This window comes from Pseudoruegeria aquimaris (assembly GCF_900172235.1).
GTDB classification, from domain to species: domain Bacteria; phylum Pseudomonadota; class Alphaproteobacteria; order Rhodobacterales; family Rhodobacteraceae; genus Pseudoruegeria; species Pseudoruegeria aquimaris.
The window spans coordinates 1-24491 of sequence record NZ_FWFQ01000037.1; the positions used below are offsets into that span (position 1 = coordinate 1).

The 24491-nt window shown below is 67.2% G+C and carries 26 protein-coding genes; 10 read left to right on the plus strand and 16 right to left on the minus strand.

The features are described 5' to 3' along the window. Positions 1-222, plus strand: a 222-nt coding sequence (locus tag PSA7680_RS19210) for a hypothetical protein (RefSeq protein WP_217808358.1), incomplete at its 5' end; no start/stop codon positions are given. A gap of 10 nt (positions 223-232) precedes the next feature. Here the strand turns inward: PSA7680_RS19210 and rsmD are convergent. Continuing rightward, on the minus strand, positions 233-817 hold the full coding sequence (gene rsmD / locus PSA7680_RS17170; RefSeq protein ID WP_275936547.1) for a 16S rRNA (guanine(966)-N(2))-methyltransferase RsmD: 585 nt from the start codon (positions 815-817) through the stop codon (positions 233-235). Between the two features lie 59 nt (positions 818-876). Between rsmD and PSA7680_RS17175 the strand changes: the two genes are divergently transcribed. Further along, entirely contained in the window at positions 877-1368 is a 492-nt protein-coding gene (locus PSA7680_RS17175) for a peroxiredoxin (protein ID WP_085869915.1), read from the plus strand. A 118-nt stretch (positions 1369-1486) separates the two neighbouring features. Continuing rightward, positions 1487-3772 (plus strand): calcium-binding protein, encoded by a 2286-nt coding sequence (locus PSA7680_RS17180; protein WP_275936548.1) that lies wholly within the window; start codon positions 1487-1489, stop codon positions 3770-3772. Positions 3773-4029: 257 nt separating this feature from the next. On the opposite strand, the gene PSA7680_RS17185 is transcribed toward PSA7680_RS17180, so the two are convergent. From PSA7680_RS17185 to PSA7680_RS17215, 7 genes are all read right to left on the minus strand, one after another. Next, positions 4030-4857, minus strand: coding sequence for a mechanosensitive ion channel family protein (locus PSA7680_RS17185; protein WP_085869917.1), 828 nt, complete (start codon positions 4855-4857; stop codon positions 4030-4032). Positions 4858-4866: 9 nt separating this feature from the next. Next, the gene (locus PSA7680_RS17190; protein ID WP_085869918.1) at positions 4867-5163 is read right to left on the minus strand and encodes a 4a-hydroxytetrahydrobiopterin dehydratase; all 297 of its coding nucleotides are present in this window, start codon (positions 5161-5163) and stop codon (positions 4867-4869) included. Beyond that, positions 5160-6347 (minus strand): GNAT family N-acetyltransferase, encoded by a 1188-nt coding sequence (locus PSA7680_RS17195; RefSeq protein WP_085869919.1) that lies wholly within the window; start codon positions 6345-6347, stop codon positions 5160-5162. The genes PSA7680_RS17190 and PSA7680_RS17195 overlap by 4 nt, the downstream gene beginning before the upstream one ends. 61 nt (positions 6348-6408) lie before the next feature. After that, entirely contained in the window at positions 6409-7194 is a 786-nt protein-coding gene (locus tag PSA7680_RS17200; protein ID WP_085869920.1) for a glycerophosphodiester phosphodiesterase family protein, read from the minus strand. 7 nt (positions 7195-7201) lie between these two features. Next, positions 7202-7666, minus strand: a complete 465-nt coding sequence (locus tag PSA7680_RS17205) for a RidA family protein (protein ID WP_085869921.1) — start codon at positions 7664-7666, stop codon at positions 7202-7204. 70 nt (positions 7667-7736) lie between these two features. Beyond that, positions 7737-9047, minus strand: coding sequence for an HlyD family type I secretion periplasmic adaptor subunit (locus PSA7680_RS17210; RefSeq protein ID WP_085869922.1), 1311 nt, complete (start codon positions 9045-9047; stop codon positions 7737-7739). Further along, the gene (locus PSA7680_RS17215) at positions 9044-10792 is read right to left on the minus strand and encodes a type I secretion system permease/ATPase (protein WP_085869923.1); all 1749 of its coding nucleotides are present in this window, start codon (positions 10790-10792) and stop codon (positions 9044-9046) included. Before PSA7680_RS17215 ends, PSA7680_RS17210 begins: the two co-directional genes overlap by 4 nt. A gap of 250 nt (positions 10793-11042) precedes the next feature. On the opposite strand from PSA7680_RS17215, the gene PSA7680_RS17220 reads away from it, so the two are divergent. Together PSA7680_RS17220 and PSA7680_RS17225 are read left to right on the plus strand one after the other, a co-directional pair. Beyond that, complete coding sequence (locus PSA7680_RS17220) at positions 11043-11885, plus strand: MlaA family lipoprotein (RefSeq protein WP_245824732.1); 843 nt, start codon at positions 11043-11045, stop codon at positions 11883-11885. 43 nt (positions 11886-11928) lie between these two features. Then, positions 11929-12480 (plus strand): MlaC/ttg2D family ABC transporter substrate-binding protein, encoded by a 552-nt coding sequence (locus tag PSA7680_RS17225; RefSeq protein WP_245824740.1) that lies wholly within the window; start codon positions 11929-11931, stop codon positions 12478-12480. Between the two features lie 56 nt (positions 12481-12536). On the opposite strand, the gene PSA7680_RS17230 is transcribed toward PSA7680_RS17225, so the two are convergent. Continuing rightward, positions 12537-14732 carry a transglycosylase domain-containing protein gene (locus PSA7680_RS17230; RefSeq protein WP_085869926.1) on the minus strand — a complete coding sequence of 732 codons (2196 nt, stop codon included), beginning with the start codon at positions 14730-14732 and terminating at the stop codon, positions 12537-12539. A 279-nt stretch (positions 14733-15011) separates the two neighbouring features. On the opposite strand from PSA7680_RS17230, the gene PSA7680_RS17235 reads away from it, so the two are divergent. Together PSA7680_RS17235 and PSA7680_RS17240 are read left to right on the plus strand one after the other, a co-directional pair. Then, positions 15012-15350 (plus strand): P-II family nitrogen regulator, encoded by a 339-nt coding sequence (locus PSA7680_RS17235; RefSeq protein WP_085869927.1) that lies wholly within the window; start codon positions 15012-15014, stop codon positions 15348-15350. A 36-nt stretch (positions 15351-15386) separates the two neighbouring features. Further along, positions 15387-16706 (plus strand): ammonium transporter AmtB, encoded by a 1320-nt coding sequence (locus tag PSA7680_RS17240; RefSeq protein WP_085869928.1) that lies wholly within the window; start codon positions 15387-15389, stop codon positions 16704-16706. Between the two features lie 200 nt (positions 16707-16906). Here PSA7680_RS17240 and PSA7680_RS17245 read toward each other — a convergent pair whose 3' ends face one another. Together PSA7680_RS17245 and PSA7680_RS17250 are read right to left on the minus strand one after the other, a co-directional pair. Continuing rightward, a complete protein-coding gene (locus PSA7680_RS17245) occupies positions 16907-17704 on the minus strand; it encodes a glutathione S-transferase family protein (protein ID WP_085869929.1) in 798 nt (265 codons plus the stop codon). Beyond that, positions 17701-18153, minus strand: coding sequence for a cupin domain-containing protein (locus PSA7680_RS17250; RefSeq protein ID WP_085869930.1), 453 nt, complete (start codon positions 18151-18153; stop codon positions 17701-17703). The genes PSA7680_RS17245 and PSA7680_RS17250 overlap by 4 nt, the downstream gene beginning before the upstream one ends. Before the next feature lie 118 nt (positions 18154-18271). Here PSA7680_RS17250 and PSA7680_RS17255 point away from each other — a divergent pair, with 118 nt between their 5' ends. Then, positions 18272-19231 carry a LysR family transcriptional regulator gene (locus tag PSA7680_RS17255; protein WP_085869931.1) on the plus strand — a complete coding sequence of 320 codons (960 nt, stop codon included), beginning with the start codon at positions 18272-18274 and terminating at the stop codon, positions 19229-19231. 109 nt (positions 19232-19340) lie between these two features. Here PSA7680_RS17255 and truB read toward each other — a convergent pair whose 3' ends face one another. The 3 genes from truB to rbfA form a co-directional block, all read right to left on the minus strand. After that, on the minus strand, positions 19341-20246 hold the full coding sequence (gene truB, locus PSA7680_RS17260; RefSeq protein WP_085869932.1) for a tRNA pseudouridine(55) synthase TruB: 906 nt from the start codon (positions 20244-20246) through the stop codon (positions 19341-19343). Between the two features lie 125 nt (positions 20247-20371). Further along, positions 20372-21139 (minus strand): phosphodiester glycosidase family protein, encoded by a 768-nt coding sequence (locus PSA7680_RS17265; RefSeq protein WP_085869933.1) that lies wholly within the window; start codon positions 21137-21139, stop codon positions 20372-20374. Between the two features lie 3 nt (positions 21140-21142). Continuing rightward, positions 21143-21559 (minus strand): 30S ribosome-binding factor RbfA, encoded by a 417-nt coding sequence (gene rbfA, locus PSA7680_RS17270; protein ID WP_085869934.1) that lies wholly within the window; start codon positions 21557-21559, stop codon positions 21143-21145. 105 nt (positions 21560-21664) lie between these two features. Here rbfA and dapB point away from each other — a divergent pair, with 105 nt between their 5' ends. Beyond that, positions 21665-22474, plus strand: coding sequence for a 4-hydroxy-tetrahydrodipicolinate reductase (gene dapB, locus PSA7680_RS17275; protein WP_085869935.1), 810 nt, complete (start codon positions 21665-21667; stop codon positions 22472-22474). A 267-nt stretch (positions 22475-22741) separates the two neighbouring features. On the opposite strand, the gene PSA7680_RS17280 is transcribed toward dapB, so the two are convergent. Next, the gene (locus tag PSA7680_RS17280; RefSeq protein ID WP_085869936.1) at positions 22742-22933 is read right to left on the minus strand and encodes a DUF1674 domain-containing protein; all 192 of its coding nucleotides are present in this window, start codon (positions 22931-22933) and stop codon (positions 22742-22744) included. A gap of 77 nt (positions 22934-23010) precedes the next feature. Between PSA7680_RS17280 and PSA7680_RS17285 the strand changes: the two genes are divergently transcribed. Further along, a complete protein-coding gene (locus PSA7680_RS17285) occupies positions 23011-24303 on the plus strand; it encodes an RsmB/NOP family class I SAM-dependent RNA methyltransferase (RefSeq protein ID WP_085869937.1) in 1293 nt (430 codons plus the stop codon). Here PSA7680_RS17285 and PSA7680_RS17290 read toward each other — a convergent pair. Then, on the minus strand, positions 24300-24491 hold a 192-nt coding region (locus PSA7680_RS17290; RefSeq protein WP_217808310.1), incomplete at its 5' end, for a transposase. The genes PSA7680_RS17285 and PSA7680_RS17290 overlap by 4 nt on opposite strands.

A 24491-nucleotide genomic window follows, 5' to 3' on the forward strand; every position in this document is an offset into this window, starting at 1 on the left:
CACCGGATGCTTCGTAGTCCGTCGTTCACATGTGAGGTGTGTATTTTGTTTTTTCAAGCAGAAGACGGCATACGAGATGTAGCCGTGACTGGAGTTCAAACGTGGTGCTCTTCCGATCTGGCTGCCGTGGCCACATCGCTCATCAGCGGCCAGACGGTCGGTGCAGATTGGCGCGTGGTGGCGGCCTCTTGCGGCGTGGATGTCGCGTATCCGGGGGTGTAGCCGATCTCGATCAGGGGGCGGGCTCCAGGAAGGTGATGTGGGTATCACCATAGCGCTTTTCGCCGATGGCGCCAAATCCGGGCGGTGCGGCGGGGGCGCTGTCCTCGAAGACGATCAGCGCTTCCGGCGCGATCCAGCCTCCGGCCAGCGCCGCCGCCAGCGCCTTTTCTCCCAGCCCTTTGCCGTAGGGCGGATCGAGAAAGACGAGATCATAGGGGGCCTCGGTGTTTTCCGGCAGCCGCGTTGCGTCCCGGCGCAGCAGGCGCGCCCGATTCCCGGCGCGGCAGAGGCGGATGTTCTCGGCCACCAGCGCCTGCGCCTTGCGGCCATCGTCCACGAAACAGGCCGCCGCCGCCCCGCGCGAGAGCGCCTCCAGCCCCAGCGCGCCCGTGCCCGCGAAGAGATCCAGCACCCGCGCCCCCGTGACGGGATCGCCGTAGCGGCCGCCCAGCAGCGTGTTGAACAGGCTCTCGCGCACGCGGTCGGTGGTGGGGCGCAGATGCGCCGCCGCATCGCCCTTGCCGACGGAGGCCAGCGCCTTGCCCCGGAAATCGCCCGCGATGATGCGCATCCTCGCACTTTCCCTCTGGTTCACAGGTCCGCAGACCCTATATCTCGGCCTGTTGGAAACGCAATTGCGAACAGGGAACAGACATGACGATTTCCGTAGGCGACAAACTGCCCTCCGCCGAGCTTTACGTGATGGGCGAGGGTGGCCCCGAACAGGTGAGCCTCGAGAGCAAGCTGGCCGGCCGCAAGGTCGTGATCTTCGGCCTGCCGGGCGCCTTCACGGGCACCTGCTCCACCGCCCACGTGCCGAGCTTCATCCGCACCAAGGACGCTTTCGCCGAGAAGGGCGTGGACGAGATCATCTGCATCTCCGTCAATGATCCCTTCGTGATGAAGGCCTGGGGGGAGAGCACCGGCGCCACGGAGGCCGGCATCACCTTCCTGGGCGACAGCCTCGCCGCCTTCACCAAGGCCATCGGCATGGATTTCACCGCCCCGCCGGCCGGCCTCGTCGATCGTTCCAGGCGCTACGCGATGCTGGTGGAGGACGGCGTGGTCAAGATCCTCAACGCCGAGGAGAACCCTGGCGTCTGCGAAACCTCGGCCGGTGAAACCCTGCTCGCGCAGATCGGCTGAATCACCCGCAATGCGGGATTTTCCTCGGGGCCGCTCAATCTGGGCGGCCTCGATTTTGTTCTGACCCCCCGAAATGGTAGACTGGGCCATTGCTCAGCACGAATTTGGGAGGGGTCCGATGGCCAATATTACAGGCACGATCGGTGACGACGACGGTGTTTCCAACCCCGTTCTGGACGGAACCATCGACGATGACACCATTCTCGGGCTGTCGGGAAACGACATCCTGAACGGCGGCGCGGGCGACGATTACCTTTCAGGGGATGACGGCTACGACGAACTGCACGGCGGCCTCGGCAATGACACGCTCGTGTTCCGCTTCCAGGCGGACAACGATCTCTTCGACGGAGGCGACAACGTGGACACCTTCGAGATCGACGCCATCATAGCCGGCGTGCAGGATCTCACCAACTGCACCTTCCAGAACCTCGAAATCATGAACGCCGATTTCAATTCGGTCATCGTTCTGCCGGGGCAGCTCGAAGCCTTCGACTCCATCATGAACATCGGCATCGTCTACCACGACGTTTCCGGCCGAACCGACCTGACGAACCGGATCGCGAGCGGCGAGGTGGGGCGTTTCGCGGGGCAGTCGGGGCGGGATGTCTTCATCATCGCCGGGGCGGACACCGGATGGGAGCTCGATGGCCTCGGGGGCAATGACCGGCTGGTCGGCGGCGAAGGCGATGACACGATCGATGGCGGAAGCGGCAACGACAACCTGTTCGGCCGCGGCGGCAACGATGAGCTTTCGGGCGCCGCCGGCAACGACACCATGAACGGCGGCGCCGGGGACGATGTGTTCCGCATCCTGATCGGCGGCACCACCTCGCAGCCGGAGCAGGACGTGATCATCGGTGGATCTGGCGTCGACACCGTCATCAACAACACCTTCGGCGCCTACAACATGCACGGCAGCACCTACACGGGCGTTGAAGTTCTCGTTGCCGGTGGGGTCTATGCCAATGCAGGGCAGCTGGAAGTCTTCTCCGACATCCAGAACCTGAGCCTGCTCAACCACGTCACCGCCGGGACGACCGATCTCACCGGCCGTGTCTCAAGCTTCAACTTCGGCAGCTTCGCCTTCAACGGCAGCGCGGGAGACGACACGCTCATCATCACTGACGCTGTGGGGGTGGTGAGGGTCAACTCGTCCGCAGGCGATGACCGCGCCTTCACCGGCGCTTTCGACGACAACATCATCGGTGGCTCCGGGAACAACCTCTTCGATGCCGGTGCCGGGGACGACAACATCGAAAGCCGGGAGGGCAACGATACGATCTTCGGCCGGGCCGGCGATGATCGCCTCTTCGCCGGGGCCGACGATGATCTTCTCGTCGGCGGTGCCGGGGCGGACGAGTTGATCGGCTTTTCCGGGTTCGACACGGCAAGCTACCAGGATGCCCTTTCCGGCGTTCTCGCGGATCTCGGCAATGCCGCGAACAACGCCGGGGATGCCCTTGGCGACACCTACAGTTCCATCGAGGCTCTGCTGGGGAGCGCGTTCAACGACGATCTGAGGGGTGATGCCGGCCACAACACGATCCGCGGCGGGCAGGGCGACGACACGCTCACCGGCGATCTGGGTGATGATCTTCTGGATGGCAACGGGGGGCGGGATACGGCGAGCTTCGCGGGTGCGATCGGGGTCACTGTCGATCTGCGCATCGCCGGCGCCCAGGCGACGGGGGTGGGGAATGATACGCTTGTCAGCATCAATCACTTGACAGGATCCCAGCAGTCCGACGTCCTGAACGGCAACGGGTCTGCCAACGTGCTGAAGGGCGGCGGTGGCGCCGACACGCTCAACGGCAACGGCGGCCATGACTCGGTGATCGGCGGCGGTGGAAGTGACTCGCTCTTCGGGCAGGGAGGGAATGATTTCCTCTCGGGCCAATCCGGAAATGACAGGCTGATCGGCGGCTCCGGAAACGACACCCTGAACGGCGGGAACGGTTCCGACTATCTCAATGCCGGGAACGGGACCGATATCCTTCTCGGAGGTGACGGGGATGATACCCTTCTGGGCCGTAGCGGCGACGATCAGTTGACAGGCGGCGCGGGCGTGGACGTGCTCACCGGGCACGCGGGCAACGACCGGTTCATCTTTCTGGACGTCGCCGACAGCACACCGGGGTCGGCAGGCCGCGACAAGATCAAGGATTTCACGCAAGGCAGTGACCTGATCGACGTATCGGCAATAGACGCCGTCGCTGGCGGCGGTGATCAGGCGTTTGCATTCATCGGAGCCGGAGGCTTTTCGGGAACCGCGGGAGAGTTGCGCTACGTGGCCTTCGCAAGTTCCACCATCGTCAAAGGCGATGTGGATGGCGACGGCAGCGCTGATTTCGAAGTGTTCCTGAAGGGAAGTATCGCACTTGCAGCCGGAGATTTCTTGCTCTGATCTGTCTGTGCCCCGATCCCTGCCGGCGAGATCGGTGCATTCCGTTCCTTTGGGTTGGCTCGTTTTTCGAACTCTCGCTCTGCTGTGCAAAAGCGCCCCAAGAAAGGTTGTTCACCGCGCCCCGGCAGGATGACGGCCTCGCATTGATGCCGGTGCTGAGGCGCTACGAGGCGCGGGCGGGGCTGTTGAATTGAGCCCGGCGCCACGAAAAAGGCCCCGGAGATCCGGGGCCTTCCGCTTTCTTCTGACCGCGCCGCTCAGGCGCTGACCTGCACCATGGTGCGGGTCGGGAAGGGGATCTCGATGCCGCCGGCGTCGAAGGCGTCCTTCACCTTGCGGGTCAGATCGAACTTGATGTCCCAGTAGTCGGCGGCGTTGCACCAGACGCGCACGGTGAAATCCACCGAACTGTCGCCGAGGTTGCCCACCTTCACGAAGGGCTCCGGATCGGCGAGGATGCGGCTGTCGGCCTTGATCAGATCGCCGATGATCGCCTCGGCCTTCTTCAGATCGCTGCCGTAGGAGACGCCGAAGGCGAAATCCACGCGGCGGGTGTCATGGGCGGAGTAGTTGGTGATCGGCGAGCCCCAGACCTGCGCGTTGGGGATGATGATCTGAACGTTGTCCGGCGTGGCCAGCTCGGTGGTGAAGATCGAGATCTCCTTCACCGTGCCGCTCTCGCCGCCCACCTCGATGAAATCGCCGGTCTTGAAGGGGCGGAAGAGGATCAGCATCACGCCGGCGGCGAAGTTGGAAAGCGTGCCCTGCAGCGCCAGGCCGACGGCAAGGCCGGCGGCACCGATCAGCGCCACGAGCGACGTGGTTTCCACCCCGAAACGGTTGAGGATGAAGATGCCGCCGAGCGCCATCACCGCCACGCGGGCGATGTTGCCGAGGAAGGCGAAGAGCGTCGGGTCCAGCTCCTTGCGCTTGCCGCCGAGGCGCACGATCCGGTTCTTCACCCATTTCGCCGCCCAGAGCGTGACGATCAGGATGGCGAAGGCCGCCACCACGTTCAGGCCGAGCTGCACCAGCCAGTCCGGCGAAAGCAGTTTGGCGAAATCAATTCCCGATGCGTCTTCCATCTAAATTCCTCACTCAGCAAGTGCATCCATCTTTCGGGCGAGCTTCACGTCGAGTTCGGAAAGGCCGCCTGCGTCATGCGTGGTTAGCGTGACGTCGACCGTCTTGTAAACATTGAACCATTCCGGGTGGTGGTTCCATTTCTCGGCGAAGAGCGCGCTGCGGGTCATGAAACCGAAGGCCTCCACGAAATTGCGGAACACGAAGCGCTTGGTGATGGCGTCGCGTTCGGGGTCATGCGCCCAGCCGGTGGCGGCCAGTTCGGCCAGCACCGCGCCGCGGCTCGTGTCGTCCAGTTTTTCCGTCATTTCTCCGGGTCCTCCACTTTGCGGAACGGGCCGTAGCTGGTGAGGATCTCGATGTCCTCCTCAACGGCGGCGCGTTCGGCCTCCAGGTATTGGGCTATGGCGCGGCGGAAGCCATCGTCCGCGATCCAGTGCAGCGAATGGGTCGTCACCGGCAGGTAGCCGCGTGCCAGCTTGTGCTCGCCCTGCGCGCCGGCCTCCACCCGCGCGAGCCCGTGGGCGATCGCGTGGTCGATGGCGGCGTAGTAGCAAAGTTCGAAATGCAGGCAGGGGTGGTGCTCGGTGCAGCCCCAGTAGCGGCCGTAGAGCGTGTCGCGGCCGATGAAGTTCAGCGCCCCGGCCACCCAGCGGCCTTCGCGCTCGGCCATCACCAGCAGGATGTCGTCGCGCAGGCTCTCTTGCGCTTCGTCGAAGAAGGCGCGGGTCAGGTAGGGGCGGCCCCATTTGCGCGCGCCGGTGTCCTGGTAGAAACACCAGAAGGCATCCCAGTGCTCGGGCGCGATGGCGTCGCCCGTCAGGTGGTGGATGGTGCCGCCGAAGCCCTGCGCCGTGGCGCGCTCCTTGCGGATGGCCTTGCGCTTGCGCGAGGACAGCGAGGCGAGGAAGGCGTCGAAGTCGGCGTAGCCGGCGTTGTGCCAGTGGAACTGCTGGCTGGTGCGGTGCATCAGCCCCATCTGCCGCCCGGCGATGGCCTCGGCCTCGGTGCAGAAGGTGACATGCAGCGAGGAGAGGCCGTTTTCGCTGGCCAGCTGCACCGCGCCCTGCACCAGCGCGCCCATGCCCGCGGCCTCGTGGCCGGGCTTCACGAGGAAGCGGCGCCCGGTGGCCGGGGTGAAGGGCACGGCGATCTGGAGCTTGGGGTAGTAGCGTCCGCCGGCATTCTCGTAGGCGTGGGCCCAGTTGTGATCGAAGATGTATTCGCCCTGGCTGTGGCTCTTGGCATAGAGCGGCGCGGCGGCGATCATCTCGCCGCCCCGGTGTGCCGTCAGGTGGCGCGGGCTCCAGCCGGTTCCGGGGCCGACCGAACCCGAGCGCTCCAGGGCCAGCAGGAAACGATGGGTTGTGAAGGGGTCGAAGGGCCGGCCGCCGCCCGCTGCTTCCGGCGCGGCGCAGGCATCCCAGGCCTGCGGGGCCACCTCTTCGAGGCTGCCCAGCACATGGATCTCGATCTGATCTGCGGTCGGCATGTCGGCCCCGTCTGCGTTCTGCGCCCTTAGGCTGACCAACTTGGCATCCCGCCGGGCGAGGTCAAGCGCCCGGCGCCGCCGGCGCGTAGCCCTCGAAGGTGATGTTGTCGGCCACGCGCCGGGCCTCGGCCTCCTGCGCGGGCGAGCGCACCGTCCAGCAGAGCACGTGCAGGCCCTGCGATTTCAGCGCCGCCACCCGCGGCGATGCAAGATCGCGCACGTCGTGGCTGATGAAGCCGGCCCCCGTGGCCGCAACATCGGGAATGCCGCGCAGCCGTGCCCGCGTGGCGGCCGGCACGAGGCCCCATTCCTCGTCGTCGAAGGCATCGGTGGTGAGCCCGCGCGGCAGGTCCGGGCGCAGGGCGCCGAAGGCCGCCACGGCATGGGGGTTGAAGGACATCACGGCCACCGGCCCCTCGTAGCCCTCCAGTGCCTCCGCAACCGCCCGCTCCAGTCGGTCCGGGCCCGCCGCCAGCGCGCCCGTCTGATCCTTCATCTCGATCAGCAGCGGCACGCGGCCAGCGATGCAGGCCAGCCCCTCCGCCAGCGTCGGGATGCCTTCGCGCCCGCCCAGAAGCGGGATCGCGGAAAGCTCCGCCGCGCTGCGCTGCGCCACGGCGCCGGGCTCTCCGGTGAGGCGGCGCAGATCGTAATCGTGGAAGATCATCGCCGTGCCGTCCCTGGAAAGCTGCACGTCGATCTCGATCCCGTAGCCCGCCGTCACCGCCGCCCCGATCGCGGCGCGCGAGTTCTCGGGCCGCCCCGCGGCGAGATCATGCAGCGCGCGGTGGGCGAGCGGTGCCGTCAGGAACCCTTCGGGCAGCGGGACGGTCGGCAGATCCGCCATTTGGGCCTCACTTGATCTGGAAGATGCCTTCGATTTCCACCGCGACGCCGAAGGGCAGGGAGGCGGCACTCACCGCCGAGCGGCTGTGGCGCCCCGCCTCTCCCAGTGCCTCGACCATGAAATCGGAGGCGCCGTTCACGACCTTGGGCTGATCGCCGAAATCGGCGGTGGAGTTCACGAAGCCGGTCAGTTTCACCACCCGCACGAGGCGGTCCAGATCGCCGCCGCAGGCCGCTTTCACCTGCGCCAGCAGCGCGATGGCGCAGGTTCTGGCCGCCGCCGCGCCCTCTTCGGCGCTCATGGTTTCGCCCAGTTTGCCGGTGATGAAGCCGTCGGGGCCGTTCGAGATCTGCCCCGAGACGTAGACGGTATCGCCCACGATCACGTAGGGCACGTAGTTGGCCGCCGGTGCCGGGGCCTCGGGCAGGATGACGCCGAGATCGGCGAGACGGGATTCGAATTTGCCGGGCATGGGAGAGCTCCTTGCTGAACTGCACTTGCGCGCACGCTATCGGCGGTGCGCGCAAGGGGAAAGGGGCAAATCAGCTCTCGCGGAAGGCGCGGTTGAAATAATCCGCCAGCGGCTTCACGAGATAGGCCATCGGGGTGCGGTCTCTCGTGCGCATGTAGGCTTCCACCGGCATCCCCGGCACCAGCACCGTGCCTTCGGGCAGTTTGTCCGTCTCGCCCTCCAGCAGCTCGATTTCCGAGAGGTAGTAGCTCTGGCGCGAGGTCTCGTCCACGAAGGCGTCGGGCGAGACGCGCACCACCCGGCCGATCAGTTCCGGCGTGTTGCGGGTGTCGAGCGCGGTGAAGCGCACGAAAACCTCCTGCCCGGCGTAGATCTCGTCCACGTGGATCGGGCTGACCTGCGCCGAGATCACCAGCGGGCGATCCTGCGGCACCAGTGAAAGGATCGGCTCGGCCGGCCGGATCACGGCGCGCTTCACCGAAACGGATTTGGAGAGCACCACGCCCGAGACCGGCGCGCGGATGTCGAGCCGGGAAAGGCGCTCGCGCAGCTTGGCGCGCTGCTCGCGCAGCTCGAGCTCCTGGAATTGCAGGTTGCGCAGCTGGGTGATCGCCTCTTCCCGGCGCTGCACGCCCAGCTTGAGCACCGCGATCTCGATCTCGGTGATGCGCCCCTCGGCCTCCGCCTTGGCGGCCTCAAGCTCGCCCACGGTGCCGAGGAGCCGCGCCTGTTCGCGTTGCAGCGAGAGCACGCGCGGGGCCTGGGCGAGGCCCTTTTCGAGCAGTTCCTGCTGGTCTTCCAGCTCTTCGCCGATCAGTTCAAGCTGGCGGGTCAGGGCCGTCTGCTGGGCGGTGATGCCGTTGATCTGGCTCTGGATCTGCGCCGAGCGCTTCTGCAGCTGCTCCACTTCCTTTTCCAGCGTCAGCGCGCGGGCCGCGAAGAGCCGCGCCTGACCTTCCATCACGTCCTTCACCGAGGGCTGCGCCACGGCGGCCTCCACCAGTTCGAGATCGAAGACGACATCCGAAGCGCCGTCCCGTTCGGCGGTATAGCGGGCGCGGCGGGCCATGATCTCGTAGAGCTGGCCCTCCACCACCGCCAGATCGCTGCGCAGCTCGCGGCTTTCCAGCCGGATCAGAAGATCCCCGGCCTGCACCAGATCGCCTTCTTCCACGAAGATCTCTTCCACGACGCCGCCGTCGGGGTGCTGGACGATCTGCTGGTTCTGGTCCACCTGGATCTGCCCTGAGGCGATGATGGCGCCGGCGATCTGCGATCGCGCCGCCCAGTAGCCGAAGCCGCCGACAAGCACGAATACGGCGATGAAGCCGACGATCAGCGCCCCGCGCGGGGACCAGGGCTTGTTTTTCTCGCTGCTCACGACACACCCCCGGCCGACTGGCTCTGCTTGGATTGCTGGATCTGCTGGGCGTTGGCCACGGTGCGTTGCAGCACCTCGTCCTTCGGGCCGAAGAGCTTGGGCACGCCGCCTTCCAGCACGAGGAGCGTGTCGCATTCCATGATCGCAGCCGGGCGGTGGGCCATGATCAGCGCCGCGCCGCCGTCGGCCTTGATCTGCCGGATCGCCGCGTTCAGCGCGAGGCTGCCCTCGTTGTCGAGGTTGGAGTTCGGCTCGTCCAGCACCAGCAGCACCGGATCGCCAAAGAGTGCGCGCGCCAGCCCGATCCGCTGCACCTGCCCGCCCGAGAGCCGCCCGCCGTTGGCGGTGACGTAGGTCTCGTAGCCGTCGGGCAGCCGCAGGATCATCTCGTGGGCGTCGGCCTTTTTCGCGGCGGCCACGATGTCTGCGTCCTTCGCGTCGGGGGTGAGGCGGCTGATGTTCTCGGCGATGGTGCCGTCGAAGAGCTGCACCTTCTGCGGCAGGTAGCCGATCAGCCGGCCCAGCGTGTCCGGGTCGTATTGATCGAGCGCGGCGCCGTCGAGGCGGATCACCCCTCCCGCAAGCGGCCAGATGCCGGTGATCGCGCGCGCCAGCGTCGTCTTGCCGGCGCCGGATGGGCCGATCACCCCGGTGGCCTGCCCGGGCTGGACGTTGAAGGTGACCATCCGCAGCGAGGCCTGCGCCTCGCCGGGCGGCACCACAGTGGCCTGGTTGACTTCCAGCTTCGCCTTCGGGCGCGGCAGTTCGGTGCGGCGGGGCGTCACCGGCACCTCGTCCAGCAGTGCGGCCAGCGAGGCGCGGCCCTTCTGGGCGCGTTGCACCAGCGGCCAGTTGCCCACGATCTGCTCCACCGGCGCCAGCGCGCGGCCCAGCAGGATCGAGCCGGCGATCATCGCGCCGGCGGTCAGCTCGTTCTGCAGCACGAGGTAGGCGCCCAGCCCGAGCATCGCCGACTGCAGGAACAGGCGGAACGTCTTGGACATGGAGGTGGCGCCGCCGCCGAAATCGGCCGCGTGCATGGCCTCCTCCAGCGCCTGCTGCCGCAGGCTCTGCCAGCGGTTGAAGGCGGCCTGCCGCATCCCGAGGCTCTGCACCATCTCCGAATCGATGCGCATCTGCTCGGCCACGCGATCGGCCCGGTGGGTGAGGCTCGCCGATTCCACCAGCGCGCGGCGGGTCATCACCTGGTTCAGGATGGTGATCACGATCAGAACCCCGCCGCCGAAGACAGCCAGGGCCCCGAGCCAGGTGTGGAAGATGAAGATCCCGAGAAGGAAGACGGGCGTCCAGGGCAGATCGAAGAAGGCGCCGAAGGCCGGGGTGGAGTAGAGCCGGCGCACGGCTTCGAGATCCTGCAGCGCGGTGGCGCCGAACTTCGCGCCCCGGCCCGTGGTCTGGGAGGTCAGCATCGCCTGGAAGACGCGCTGGTCCAGCAGCACCTGGAAGCGCGCGCCGATCCGCGCAAAGACGCGGGTGCGGGTGAAATCCAGAACCCCCATCATCGCGTAGAGGAAGGCCACCAGCACGAAGAGCGCGGCCAGGGTTTCCTCCGATTGGCTGCCCAGCACCCGGTCGTAGACCTGCAGCATGAACAGCGGCCCGGTGAGCATCAGCAGGTTCACGAAGAAGCTGAAAATCGCGGACGACCAGTAAAGCCCCCGGCTTTCGCGGCGGACCGCCGCCAGCTCCGATTTCCCGGCCTCTTCCCTTGAGTTCTGGCGCATTCCCGTTTTCCCGTATCCCTTGGTGCCCGGAAGGCTAGCATGTAATTCGAACGCAGGTCAGGGGGGTAAGCCCCGTGTTGTGTCTTGCGCGTTATGGTTCCACAATGTGTTTTTGACAGTGCGACTTGAGACAATCGATTTGAAACAGATCCGGCAAGGCCTTCTTGGACACATGCACCGGGTGTGCCGCATCCCGCGTCATGCCCGCGTTATCCCAAAGTGCATCCGCCGCGCATGGCCCGTCGGGCTCGTGCTGCTTTCGGCCTGCGCCGCCCCCGAGGTGCCCACCGGGATCAACGACCCCTACGAAGAGGCCAACCGCCGCCGCCACGAAGCCAACAAGCGCCTCGACGCCGCCAGCGGCCCCGGCGGAGGCTTCTACGCCGAGGTGCCGGCGCCGGCCCGCCAGGGCATCACCAATTTCGCCAACAACATCCGTCTGCCCTCGATGGTGGTGCAGAACGCGCTGCAGCTGGACGTGGAGGGCTTCGCGCAGAACGGCTGGCGCTTCGTCATAAACACCACCGTCGGCATCGGCGGGCTCTTCGATCCGGCCGGTGCCCTGGGCCTCTACGAAGATCCCTCGGGCTTCAGCGAAACGCTCTACGTCTGGGGCGTGGGCGAAGGCGCCTACCTCGAACTGCCGGTCCTCGGCCCCTCCACCCAGCGCGATGCCGTGGGCGGTGTCGTCGATTTGGTAGCCAACCCCTATTTCTACGTCACCGGCACCGCGGGCACGGTCGTCGGGCTGCTGGCGCTGGCCGGCGATCGCCTGAACGACAGGGTGCGCTACTCGAACACGATCGAATCCCTCCTATATGACAGCGTGGACAGCTACGCGCAGTCGCGCCTTGTCTACTTGCAGAGCCGCCGCCGTGAACTGGCACGGGGGAAGGGGGGCGAAGACGGCTTTCTTGCCGATCCCTATGCGGATCCCTACGCTGACCCCTACGCCGATCCGGCCTCGGCAGATCCAGGGCAGGCCACGCAACCCGCAACCGAGGAGCCCCTTGCCGATGCCTATGCAGACCCATACGCCGATCCCTACGCGGACCCCTACGCAGATCCCTACGCGGACCCATACGCCGAGTGATCCGGGCCGCCGGGCGCTCCTCGTCGCGGGTGCGGCCCTCTCGTTGGCCACCCTTCTGCCCGCCCCGGCGCGGGCGCTGTCTGCCGGGCAGGCCGAAGCGCTGGTGGGCGCGCTGGTGAAGGACATCAACGCCATCATCAACTCCGGCAAGTCGGAGCGCGCGATGTATGGCGATTTCGAGCGGCTCTTCGCGAAATACGCCGATGTGCCCACCATCGCCCGCTACACGCTCGGAGCGGACGCCCGCAGCGCCTCACCGGCCCAGCTGCGCGCCTACACCGGCGCCTTCCAGGGCTACATCTCGCGCAAATACGGACGCCGCTTCCGCGAATTCATCGGCGGGCGGCTGGAGGTGAACGGCGCGCGTCCGGTCAAGAATTTCTACGAGGTGCGCACCACCGCCTACCTGCGTGGCGAATCGCCCTTCGAGGTCACCTTCCTCGTGTCCGACCGCTCCGGCAGCAACAAGTTCTTCAACATCTTCATCGAAGGCGTGAACATGCTGCTCACCGAGCGTTCCGAGATCGGCGCCCTGCTCGACAGGCGCCGGGGCAACCTCGATCAGCTCACCGCCGATCTGCGCAAGCTGCCTTGATCGTCATCTTTTGACGGCCAATATCGCGGGGTCCGGGGGCAGCGCCCCCGGCCGTGTCAATTCCTGCCGAGAATCGTGCCGAGCACTTCGAGGATCACCTGCTCGGCCGTGTTCGCCGGTTTGCGCCCGCGCTGCTGCCCGGCCACGTCCGGAGCCCGCGCCGGGGCGCTGGGCTCGATCATCGGCAGCGGGCGGATCGGCAGCCCTTCATGGACGCGCAGCATGGTCTCGCGCCAGATTTCGGCGGGCAGCCCGCCGCCGGTGACGCCCGACAGCGGCGTGTTGTCGTCATAGCCCATCCAGACCCCTGCCACGTAGTCGGCGCTGAAACCGATGAACCAGGCGTCGCGCGCGGCCTGGCTGGTGCCCGTCTTGCCGGCCACCGGGCGATCGCCGAGCTTCGCGCGCTGGCCCGTGCCTTCCTCGATCACCTTGTTCATCATGTAGACGAGCTCGCCCGCGGCGGTCTCCGAGATCACGCGCTCGCCCATGCCGCCGTCCTGCCCGGAAATCGGGGTGTCGTCGCCCTGGAGCCGCAGCTCCATGATGCCGTAGGGCTCCACGCTGCGCCCGCCGTTCAGGATGCCGGCATAGGCGCCCGTCATCTGGATCAGCGTGGTCTCCGAGGTGCCCAGCGCGATGGCGGGGCCGGGGGCCAGTTCGTTCTCGATGCCGAAATCGCGCGCCACGGTGGCCACGTTCTCCCGGCCCACGGCCTCGGAGAGGCGCACGGTGGAGGTGTTGAGCGATTTCGCCAGCGATTCGGTCAGTGTCACCTCGCCGTAGAACTTGCGGCTGTAGTTCTTGGGTGACCACGGCCCGGAGCCCGGGATGTTGATGGTGAGCGGCGCGTCGAGGATCAGATCGTTGGGCGAATAGCCGAGATCCAGCGCGGCGGCATAGACGAAGGGCTTGAAGGCCGATCCCGTCTGCCGGAGCGCCTGCGTGGCCCGGTTGAAGGCGCCGGAGACCTTCGTCTTGCGCCCGCCTACCATGCCGCGCACGGCGCCGTCTGCGCTCATGATCACGATGGCGGCCTCGGCCTTGGAGCCCTCGCGCACCTTCTCCTCGAAGACGTATTGCAGCGCCTCCTCGGCGGCGGTTTGGATCCGCTGGTCGAAGGTGGTGCGGATGATCACGTCCTCGGTGGTGTCGCGGGTCAGGAAGGAGGGGCCGGAGTCCATCACCCAATCGGCGAAGTACCCGCCCGCGCGCGCCTGTGCGGCTTCGCTGAGCTGGGCCGGGTGGGTGCGGGCGTCCTCGGCCTGAGCCGTCGTCAGGTAGCCCTGTTCCTCCATCAGCCCCACGATGACGCTGGCGCGATCCTGCGAGCGCTGCAGGTTGTTGGTGGGCGCGTAGCGGCTGGGCGCGGTGAGCAGCCCGGCCAGCATGGCGGCCTCCGCCGCGTTCACCTCGTTGGCGGACTTGCCGAAATACCGCTGGCTCGCGGCTTCGAAGCCACGGGAGCCGGCGCCGAGATAGGCGCGGTTCAGGTAGATCGTGAGAATCTCGTCCTTGGTGTATTTCGCTTCCATGGCCATTGCGTAGATGGCCTCCTTCACCTTCCGGGCGATGGTGCCGCGCCGGCATTCGGCCTCGTATTCGGCCTCCGTCTGGCCCGAAGCCGGATCATAGGGCGTGCCGAAGCACAGCAGCTTGGCCGTCTGCTGGGTGATGGTGGAGCCGCCATGGCCCGAAAGCGGGCTGCGCCCTTCGCGCATGTTGATCCGCATCGCGCCGGCGATCCCGCGCGGGCTGATGCCGAAATGCCGGTAGAACCGCTTGTCCTCCGTCGCGATCACCGCGTTCTTCAGGTGCGGCGAAACCGTGTCCGCGGTGATCACCCCGCCGAACTGGTCGCCCCGCCATGCGAAGACCTGCCCCTCCCTGTCCAGCAGGGTCACCGAGCCGCGCGTGCGCCCGTCCACCAGCTCGCGCGCGTCGGGCAGGGAGGCGTAGTAATAGCCCACCCCGAGCCCGATCAGCATCACCAGCACGGCGGTGAAGCGCCAGGCAAAGCCCCAGATCAGCCGGAAGATCCAGCTGAAGAGCCCGCCGAAGAAGGCCACGATGGGGTTGCGCGCGCGCGCCGGCTTGCGGGCGGGCACCTTCTTGCGCGCCGCGGCCTTGCTCTTGGCGCTGCCCTTGCCCTTGGCGGCGGGTTTGGCCGCCTTGCCCGCCTTGCCGGAGGGCTTGGCGTCATATCGCTTGTCCGCCACGAGGGGCGGGCGTGATTTGCCGGATCTGCTCATGCGGCACCTTCTGTGGCCTGAGGTGTTTTTCCGAAAGATACCCTGTGTGATCGGAAATGTAGAGCGGCGAGTTCCTGCCGATTCGCACTTTCGCAACTGCCTACTTTTTGGGCTAAGCGACCAAAATGTGCAAAAAATGGGCAGAATGCCGCCCGCATGCGCATCAGACCCCCTGACCTTTTCTTGCGCCGACGGCCCAAGCCGCGCCTTCTGCCTTCGGTGCAATTGCAGGCACGCCGGCCCTCACCGGCCCTGCCTGCCAACCGGAAGGGGAAAGAAGTGAAACTCATCATTGCAGCAATCAAGCCGTTCAAGCTGGAGGAGGTGCGCGAGGCGCTCACGTCCATCGGCGTGCGCGGCATGATGGTGACCGAGATCAAGGGCTTCGGCTCGCAGTCCGGCCACACCGAGATCTACCGCGGCGCCGAATACGCCGTGAACTTCGTGCCGAAGGTGAAACTCGAGATCGTCGTCAGCGCCGCCATGGCCGACCAGGTCGTCGAGACGATCCAGACCACCGCGAAAACCGACAAGATCGGCGACGGCAAGATTTTCGTCCTCGACGTGAACCAGGCGGTGCGCGTGCGGACCGGCGAGACCAACGAAGACGCGCTCTGAGCGTCCATCGCAGCAGACAAGGGACTACGAGACAAGATGAAACTCACGAACACCCTCCTCCTGGCCGGCTCCATGGCCGCCCTCCCGGCGCTGGGCTTCGCCCAGGACGCCGCCGCAGCCCCCGACATCAACCCATACATCTTCACGACGCTGCTGTTCCTGATCGGCGGCTTCCTCGTGTTCTGGATGGCCGCGGGCTTCGCCATGCTCGAAGCCGGCCTCGTGCGTTCCAAGAACGTGACGATGCAGCTCACCAAGAACATCGCGCTCTTCTCCATCGCCGCGATCATGTACTGGCTCGTCGGCTTCAACCTGATGTACCCCGGTGACGGCTGGACCATTCCGGGCCTGCTCGGCGCGCTCTTCGTGCCGACCTCGCTCGAGCCCGTGGGCCTCGACGCCGCCGATGCGGCGCTGGACTACGCCTCCGTCGGCTCGGACTTCTTCTTCCAGCTGATGTTCTGCGCCACCACCGCCTCGATCGTGTCGGGCACCCTGGCCGAGCGCATCAAGCTGTGGCCCTTCCTGATCTTCGTCGCGATCCTGACCGGCATCATCTACCCGATCGAAGCCTCCTGGCAGTGGGGCGGCGGCTTCCTGTCCGAGATGGGCTTCTCCGACTTCGCCGGCTCGACCCTGGTGCACGCCGCCGGTGGCTTCGCCGCCCTCGCCGGTGCCTTCGTGCTCGGCCCGCGGATCGGGAAGTACAAGGACGGCCGCACCGTGCCGATGCCCGGCTCCAACCTTGCCCTCGCCACGCTGGGTACGTTCATCCTGTGGTTGGGCTGGTTCGGCTTCAACGGCGGCTCGCAGCTGGCCATGGGCACCGTGGGTGACGTGACCGACGTGTCCCGCATCTTCGCCAACACCAACATGGCCGCCGCCGCCGGCGCCGTGGCCGCCCTGCTGCTGACCCAGCTTCTCTACAAGAAGCCGGATCTCACCATGGTGCTGAACGGGGCGCTCGCCGGCCTCGTGTCCATCACCGCCGGCCCGCTCGATCCCACGCTCTTCGGCGCGCTCTGGATCGGTGCCGTGGGCGGTGTGATCGTGGTCTTCACCGTGCCGATGCTCGACAAGATGAAGATCGACGACGTCGTCGGCGCCATCCCGGTGCACCTCGTGGCCGGCTTCTGGGGCACGCTGGTGGTTCCGGTCTACACCGACGGCACCTCCTTCATCACCCAGATCATCGGCTTCGCCGCCATCGGCGCCTTCGTCTTCGTGGTCTCGCTGATCGTCTGGATCATCCTGAAAGGGATCATGGGCATCCGCGTCTCCGAGGAAGACGAGATCAACGGCCTCGACATGGCGGAACTGGGCATGGAAGCCTATCCGGAGTTCTCCAAAGGCTGATCACCCTTCCTGTCAGCCTTTACTCACTGCCCGGGCGTTCGCGCCCGGGTTTTTTGTTGCGGAAAAGACTTTCCTGCGAGGCGCTGCCTCGCGCTCCGGGATATTTGTGGAACAAAGTGCGCCTGACTTTGTTCCCGCAAATATCCCGGGGGAGGCGGGCCCCGCAGGGGCGCGGCGGGGGCAGCGCCCCCTTTTCTTTTTCAGATCAACCCGAGCGCGGCATCGCTGGCCGGTGGGCCGTATTTGTCGCGGGGAGGCCAGGGGCGCTCTTGCCACGGCGGAGAAAACGCGAAGCTGGACACGCTGCGCCCGTCGGGCAGGGCGCCGTTGCCGGCGCCGAGCGCGTAGTCGTAGTAGAGCTTCACGATTTCCTCTCGGCTGACCTGCTGCGCGGCCGGATGGGCGAGGCAGGCCGTCTGCCACTCGGATACGCGGCGATACTCGGGCGCATCGGGCAGCGCGAAGCTCTCGTAGTAGTCGAGGAACAGGAAGCGCGCGAAGATCGGGGTGAAGACGGCTTCCGCCAGCCCGAACTCACCAAACAGGAACGGCCCGTCGGGCGCGTGCTGCACGAGGAAGGCGTCAAGATCCCGGTAGAGGCCGAGTAGCTTTTTGCGGTGCTCTTCGCATGCGGCGCGGTCCTGGTTCATCACGTAGAGGTAGCCGGCCATGGTGAAGGCGCCCTCCTTGCCGATGAGCATGGATTCCACCGCGTGTTCCAGCGGATCGGCCCGGCGCAGGGCGGGGCCGGGCAGCACCTCGTCGAGGTAGCGCAGGATCACGAGGCTCTCCTTCAGGATCGCGCCATCGGCGGTTTCCAGCACGGGGAGCGCCGTGGTGCCGCGGGTTTTCGCCAGCAGCGCCGGGTCGCGTCGCTTCGTGATGTCCACCACCTCGAAGCGCACCGCATCGGGTGTGCCGCGCAGGGCGAGCAGGATTTCGAGCCGCTGGGAAAAGGGGCAGACGGGGATGTGGTAGACGGTGGGCCTGTCACTCATGGGCTGGGCTCCAGCGGCGGGCCGGTGAAGGTGAGGTGGTGGCGTTCGGCGGCCTCCACGACGGCGGGCATGTCCTCGGGGATGCGGAATGCCCCTTGGGCCATTTCCTCGAAGAAGCCTTCGAAGCCGCCCGGAGTCAGGATCACGAGGTGGCGGCTTGGCGCCTCGGCGGTGACCTGGAAGGTGTGTTCGGTGCCGCGCGGGATGAAGACGCTTTCGCCCGGGCCCGCCAGCCGTTCCTCGCCGGCGATCCATACCCGGCACGTGCCGGTGAGCATGACGAAGGTTTCGTCGGCGTCGTGGTGGATATGGCGGGGCGGGCCGCTCAGCGGCGGGGAGAGGCTGTCCACGATGCTCATGGCGCCACCGGTGGCGGCGGCGGGGAGGATCGTCTTGTAGCGGACATCGTTCCAGATGCGCACGTCGGGGTCTGTTTGAAGGTCTTTCATCGCAACGCTCCTTTGGGTGGGAATCCGTCGGGGATGCGAAAGCGCTTTCGATTTCGACAGTCTGCGCCGCTTCGTGGTATCGTTCAAACGGTTATTTTGGATAAGCGGTATCGGTCAGATGAATTTTGCGAGCTTCGATCTGAACCTTCTGAAGGTTCTGGACGCGCTGTTCACGGAGGGGTCCACCGTGAAGGCCGGGGCGCGGTTGGGGCTGTCGCAGTCGGCGGTATCGGGCGCGCTGGGGCGGCTGCGCCATGCATTGGGCGACCCCTTGTTCATCCGGCACGGCAACCGGCTGGTGCCCACCGACTACGCGCAGGGTTTGCGCGAGGGGCTGCGGGCGGAGCTGGAACGGCTGGAAGCGCTGCTCGCGCCGCCGCGCGCCTTCGATCCGGCGAGGGCGGAAGGGCGCTTCCGCATCGCCGGCAGCGATTTCTTCGCCGATCTGCTTATGCCCGGGCTGGGGGCCTTGCTGGCGCGGCGGGCGCCGGGACTGAAGGCGCAGCTGGTGGAGCTGGTGCCCACCGACTACATCGCCAGTCTCGAGCGCTACGAGGCGGATCTCGCGCTGGTGCCGGCAACGGATCTGCCCAGCTGGCTCACCTCCGCGACCCTGTTCTCATCGCCTTTCGCCGTGATCGCGCGCGCGGGCCATCCCCGGATCGAAGGACTCGCCGACGAGGCCCAGATGCCGCTGGACCTGTTCTGCGCCTTGCAGCATGTGCTGTTCTCTCCCGAGGGCAGGCTCGCGGCCATGGGGGATGCGGCATTGGAAAGGGTCGGCCGCACGCGCAACGTGGCGATGACGGTGCCCGTTTTCTCCGGTGTCTGCCGGGTCGTCAGCGAAAGCGACCTGATCGCGCTGGTGCCGCTGCAGCTGGCGCGCAGGGTAGCTGCGCAGCACGGGCTGCGCCTTTTCGCGCCGCCGATGCCGCTGCCGGCGGCTTCGATCATCGGGGTCTGGCACCGCCGGGCCGAGGCCAACCCCAAGGCCGCGTGGATGCGGGAGCGGATCTTCGAGGTGCTCAAACCGCTCGACGGCGCGCCGTTGGGGCGGCCACTTGTGGGTTCCCAGTAGCGTTCGCGGGCTTTCAAGAGGCTTTGCCCGGCGGTGCGCGCCCTGCGGGTCTTTGCTGCCTCTGGTGAGTTCCTGTCCAGCCATGCCGCCGGGCAGAAATCCGATCAGGTCAAAGGTTGAACACCCGGCTCGGGTGCAATTCGCCCGATTTGTAGACTCCCACGGCCACGGGTTTGCCGTCGAAGGACGCCCAGGCCTCATCGCCGTATTCCACGTCGGAAGCGATCACCATGCCGGGGTTGCCGTTCTTCAGGCGCGCGGCGCCTTCTGCCGTGGCGCGCAGTTCGGGCAGCTCGTCGAGCCCCACTTCCAGCGGATGCAGATACGAGTCCAGTTCGGGCGTGCGGGCGAGTTCGTCCAGAAGCGCGAAATCGATCCCGTCCTCCGCTTCGAAGGGGCCGGACCAGATCCGGCGCAGGTCGCGCACGTGGCCGTGGCAGCCCAGGGCCTCGCCCAGATCGCGCGCGATGGCGCGTACGTAGCCGCCCTTGCCGCAGACCATCTCCAGGGTCACGTGATCGGCGTCCTCGCGGGCGATCATCTCGAGCTCTTCCACGTAGAGGGGGCGCGCGGCGATCTCGAAATCTTCCTCCTCGCGGGCGAGCTTGTAGGCGCGCTCGCCGTCGATCTTCACCGCGGAGAACTTGGGCGGCACCTGCAGGATGTCGCCGCGGAATTGCGCCAGCGCCTCGGCGATCTGCGCGTCGGACGGGCGCGCGTCGCTCTCGGCGATCACCTCGCCCTCGGCGTCGTCGGTGTTGGTGGCCTGCCCCAGCCGAACCGTGAAACGGTAGGCCTTAAGGGCCTCGGTGATGTAGGGCACGGTCTTCGTCGCTTCGCCGAGCGCGACGGCCAGAACGCCGGTGGCTTCCGGATCCAGCGTGCCGGCGTGGCCGGCCTTCCTGGCGTCGAAGGCCCAGCGGACCTTGTTGGCCACCGCGTTGGAGGTGATGCCGGCGGGTTTGTCCACCACCAGCCAGCCCGAGATGTCACGCCCCTTGCGCCTGCGCCCCATGTGCCGCTCCTTCGCTGTGTCGCGCCCTGCCGGGCCCGCGACGACCCTACTGATACAGATAAGGCGCGCCTGCTACCGCCTCGGCGCCGCGCCGTCAACGGTTTCCGGCCGCGCCGGGCGGAAAGTCAGTTCGACAGCGGCGCCTCTTCGGGCACGACCTTGCCGAGGATCACCCCGAGGGCCAGCCCCGAGTCGTAGCGGTTCAGCTCCGGCGCCCAGATGCGGGAGACCTTGCCGTCGAAGAAGAGCGCATTCTTCAGGCCGAGCCGATCGCGGAAGAAACGGGCGAAGCTGTGGAAGTTCACCGGATCGTCCGCCATCGCGAACCACGCCCGCTGGCCGTCTTCGCTCACGCCGACACCGTTGCGCAGCAGCAGGCTGTCGCTCTCGGGCAGAAGCTTCGGATGCAGCGCGCCGTCGATCACGAGCATCGGGCCGGATTGCGTGGCGTAAGTGCAGGCGGGCGGATCGGCCCGGTAGGCCTGCGTCTCGATCACCGACAGCCGCCCCGGCTCGATGCAGAACACACCGTTGGGGGTTAGGCCGAAATTGCCGAACCCACCGCCATCGGCGGCAGGGCTGATCTCCCGGCCGTTCTCGATGAACAGCCCCACGGGGCGGCGGTCCTCGTGATACATGCCGGCGTTGGTGGCGAAGGCGAGCTTCAACCCCTCGGCCTTGAGCGCGCGGTTGACGGCGGGAAACCCGCCGAAGAGCCTGCCGTTGCCGTCGCTGTGGAAAAGCCGCAGATCATCATCCGCGCCGGCGGTGCAGACGGAATAGCGTGCGCCTTCGAACACCTGCGCCGTGCAATCGGGCTCCGCGGCGTCCGCCGCCGCGGCGGACAGCGGCAAGGCGAGGCAGATCCCGAAGGCGAGGGCACGCAGGCGCAAGGCTTACTCCTCTTCGTCGTCCCGGCGCTGCTCCACGTCGCGGCGCACGTTCTCCTGGCTGAGCAGGCGGCGGGTCTCGTCCATCCGGTCGAAGGTCTCGTCGAGGACGAAACGCAGGTCGGGGGCGTATTTCAGCGCCATCTGTTTGGAGATCGCGCGGCGCAGTTCGCCCTTGTTGCGGCGCAGGAGCGGCAGCGCCTCCTCGCGGCCCTGGCCGCCCAGCGGCAGCACGTAGGCGGTGGCGATCTTGAGATCGGGCGAGACGCGCACCTCGCCCACGGTGATCGACATGCGGTTGAGATCCGGGTCGTGGATGTCGCCCCGGTTCAGAACGTCGGAGAGGGTGCGGCGGATCAACTCGCCCACGCGCAGCTGGCGTTGGGAGGGGCCGGCCCCGGTATGATGGATGTTCTTTGCCATGCGCGTGGATTACGCCTTGCGCCGATCCAGCGCAACCACGGGCTTTGCCAAGCCGGCAAAGAGCCGCTAAACGGGGCGTCACGTTCACGCGAGGAGATCCCACAGATGAGCACGCTTCCCGGTATCGTTGTCACCGGCGCCTCCGGGCGCATGGGCCAGATGCTGATCCGCACGATTCAAGAGAGCGGCAAGGCACGGCTCGTCGGCGCGCTGGAGCGGCCCGGCCATGACTGGGTCGGCAAGGACGTGGGCGTCTGCATGGGCGGCGCGCCGCTGGGCGTGCTGGTCGAAGACGATCCGCTCGAAGCCTTCGCCCGCGCCCATGCGGTGATCGATTTCACCGCCCCCGCGGCGACGGTGGAATTCGCCGCGCTGGCCGCGCAGGCCCGCTGCGTCCACGTGATCGGCACCACGGGCATGAGCGAGGCCGAGATCGCCAAGCTCGAACCCGCCTCCCGCCACGCGGTGATCGTGCGCGCCGGCAACATGAGCCTTGGCGTGAACCTGCTGGTGAAGCTTACCCAGAAGGTGGCCGCCGCGCTGGACGAGGATTTCGACATCGAGATCATCGAGGCCCACCATCACCACAAGGTCGATGCGCCCTCGGGCACCGCGCTGATGCTGGGCGAGGCCGCCGCCGAGGGGCGCGGCGTGCAGCTTGCGGATGTCTCCGATCGGGGGCGTGACGGCATCACCGGCGCGCGCAAGCGGGGCGACATCGGTTTCTCCGCCATTCGCGGCGGCGATATCGTCGGCGAGCACGACGTGCTTTTCGCCGCTCCCGGCGAGCGCATCGTGCTGCGCCACGTGGCCACCGACCGCGCGATCTTCGCCCGCGGCGCTCTCAGGGCCGCGCTCTGGGGGCAGGACAAAAAACCCGGCGAATACGATATGATGGACGTGCTGGGGCTGTAAGACGAACCCGTCACCTGACCGTCAGCGCGGAGCAAGGCCGCCGCGCTCTCGTCGGGCCGCGGCACCAACACAAGCGAAGCGCTCGACCCGAGGGTGGGCGCATTTCGCGCCCGCCTTGGGGGCGGGTCGGGCGCGAAGCGGATCGCAGGCGATCCGCATCATCAAAGAAACCAGGCACACCCTGACAGCCAAGAGTTCGAACGATTTCTCTCGCCGTGCCGTGCCGTGCCGTGCCGTGCCGCAGCCCGTCGTCCGCGCGGCTTTTCCCTAGAAATCGACGGCGATGCCCTTTTTCTCCCAGTCGCCGTAGCGCACCGGTTCCGGGCCGTCGCGGCCGCCCAGTTCCACCGGGAGCGCCTTGGCCTCGGCCTCGGCCTTTTCCCGGCGCGCCTTCGCTTCGGCCAGCGCGCGCTGGGCGGCGGGGGGAAGATCGGTCTGCGGTTTCGGCGTGTCGGCCATCGGTCATGTCCTTGCTTGGGGCGTGCCCTTGATATACGGCAGGCCATCCCGATCTCAAGAGACACGAAAGCGCGCCCATGGCCAAATCCGCATCCGACACCCAAGGCATTGCCGCCCGCCGCGCCGCCCTGCGCCTGCTTGACGGCGTTCTGGACGAGCAGCGGCTGCTGTCGGAGATGGGCGGCGAGGCCGGGCCGATGGGCCGGCTTCCGGCGCCCGAGCGCGCCCGCGCCCAGCGGCTCGCCACCGAGACCCTGCGCCATTTGGAGCGGGCCGACAAGCTGCTCGGCCCCCACCTGCGCAAGCGGCCGGCGCTGCCCGTCCACAACATCCTGCGGCTGGGCACCTACGAGATCTGCGCCGACGGCGCCGCCCCCCACGGCGTGATCAACGCGCTGGTGGAGATCGCCCGCAAGGGCCGCCACAGCCAGCACCAGGCCGGCATGATCAACGCCGTTCTGCGCAGGATCGCCGAAGCCGGGCCCGAGGCCTGGGCCGCTTTGCCGCCGCCCAAGATGCCAAAGTGGCTGCGCAAGCAGATGGTGGCGGACTACGGGAAGCAGGCCGTCGAGGCGATGGAAGCCGCCCACGCGAATGGCGCGCCGCTGGATCTCTCGCTCAAGGCCGACGCGCCCGAATGGGCCGAAAGGCTGGGCGGCACGCGCCTGCCCACCGGCTCCCTGCGGCTGGCGGAGGCCGGGCAGGTCTCCGCGCTGCCGGGCTACGCCGAGGGCGCATGGTGGGTGCAGGACGCCGCCGCCGCGCTGCCCGTCAAGGTGCTCGCGCCGCAGGCGGGGGAGAAGGTGCTCGATCTCTGTGCCGCACCCGGCGGCAAGACGATGCAACTCGCCGCCGCCGGAGCGGAGGTGACGGCGCTTGACCTATCCGAAAGCCGCATGGCCCGCGTGCGGGAGAACCTCGCCCGCACGCGGCTTTCGGCGCGCTGCGTGGTGCAGGATGCGCTGGAATTCTCCGAGGGCGGCTTCGACGCCATCCTGCTCGATGCCCCCTGCACGGCGACCGGTACCATCCGCCGCCACCCCGATCTGCCCCACGCCAAGGACGGTGGCGATTTCCCGGCGCTTTTCGCCCTGCAGGAACGGCTGATCGACCACGCGCTCACCCTGCTGGCGCCGGGCGGGCGGCTGGTGTTTTGCACCTGCTCGCTGCTGCCGGACGAGGGCGAGATCCAGGTGGAGGACGCGCTCAAGCGCCACCCCGGACTGCGCAGCGATTCGGCCGCGCTCGCGGTGCCCGGCGTGGATCCGGCCTGGCGGACGCCCGAAGGCGGCCTGCGCCTGCGCCCCGACTACTGGGCCGATCTGGGCGGGATGGACGGCTTCTACATCGCCTGCCTGCGCCAGGCCTAGGTCGTGGACTCATAATGTCTGATCCAGAGCCTTGAGCAAGCGAGGTGAAGTGCGGCGAGGAAGTTTGCTGCGGTTTTGAAGTATCGCGTTGCGATGCCGCGGAAGTGTTTGAGACGATTGAAGAACCGTTCGACCTTGTTGCGTTCGCGGTAGAGGTCTCGGTCGACGGTCCTGACCACGCGGACGTT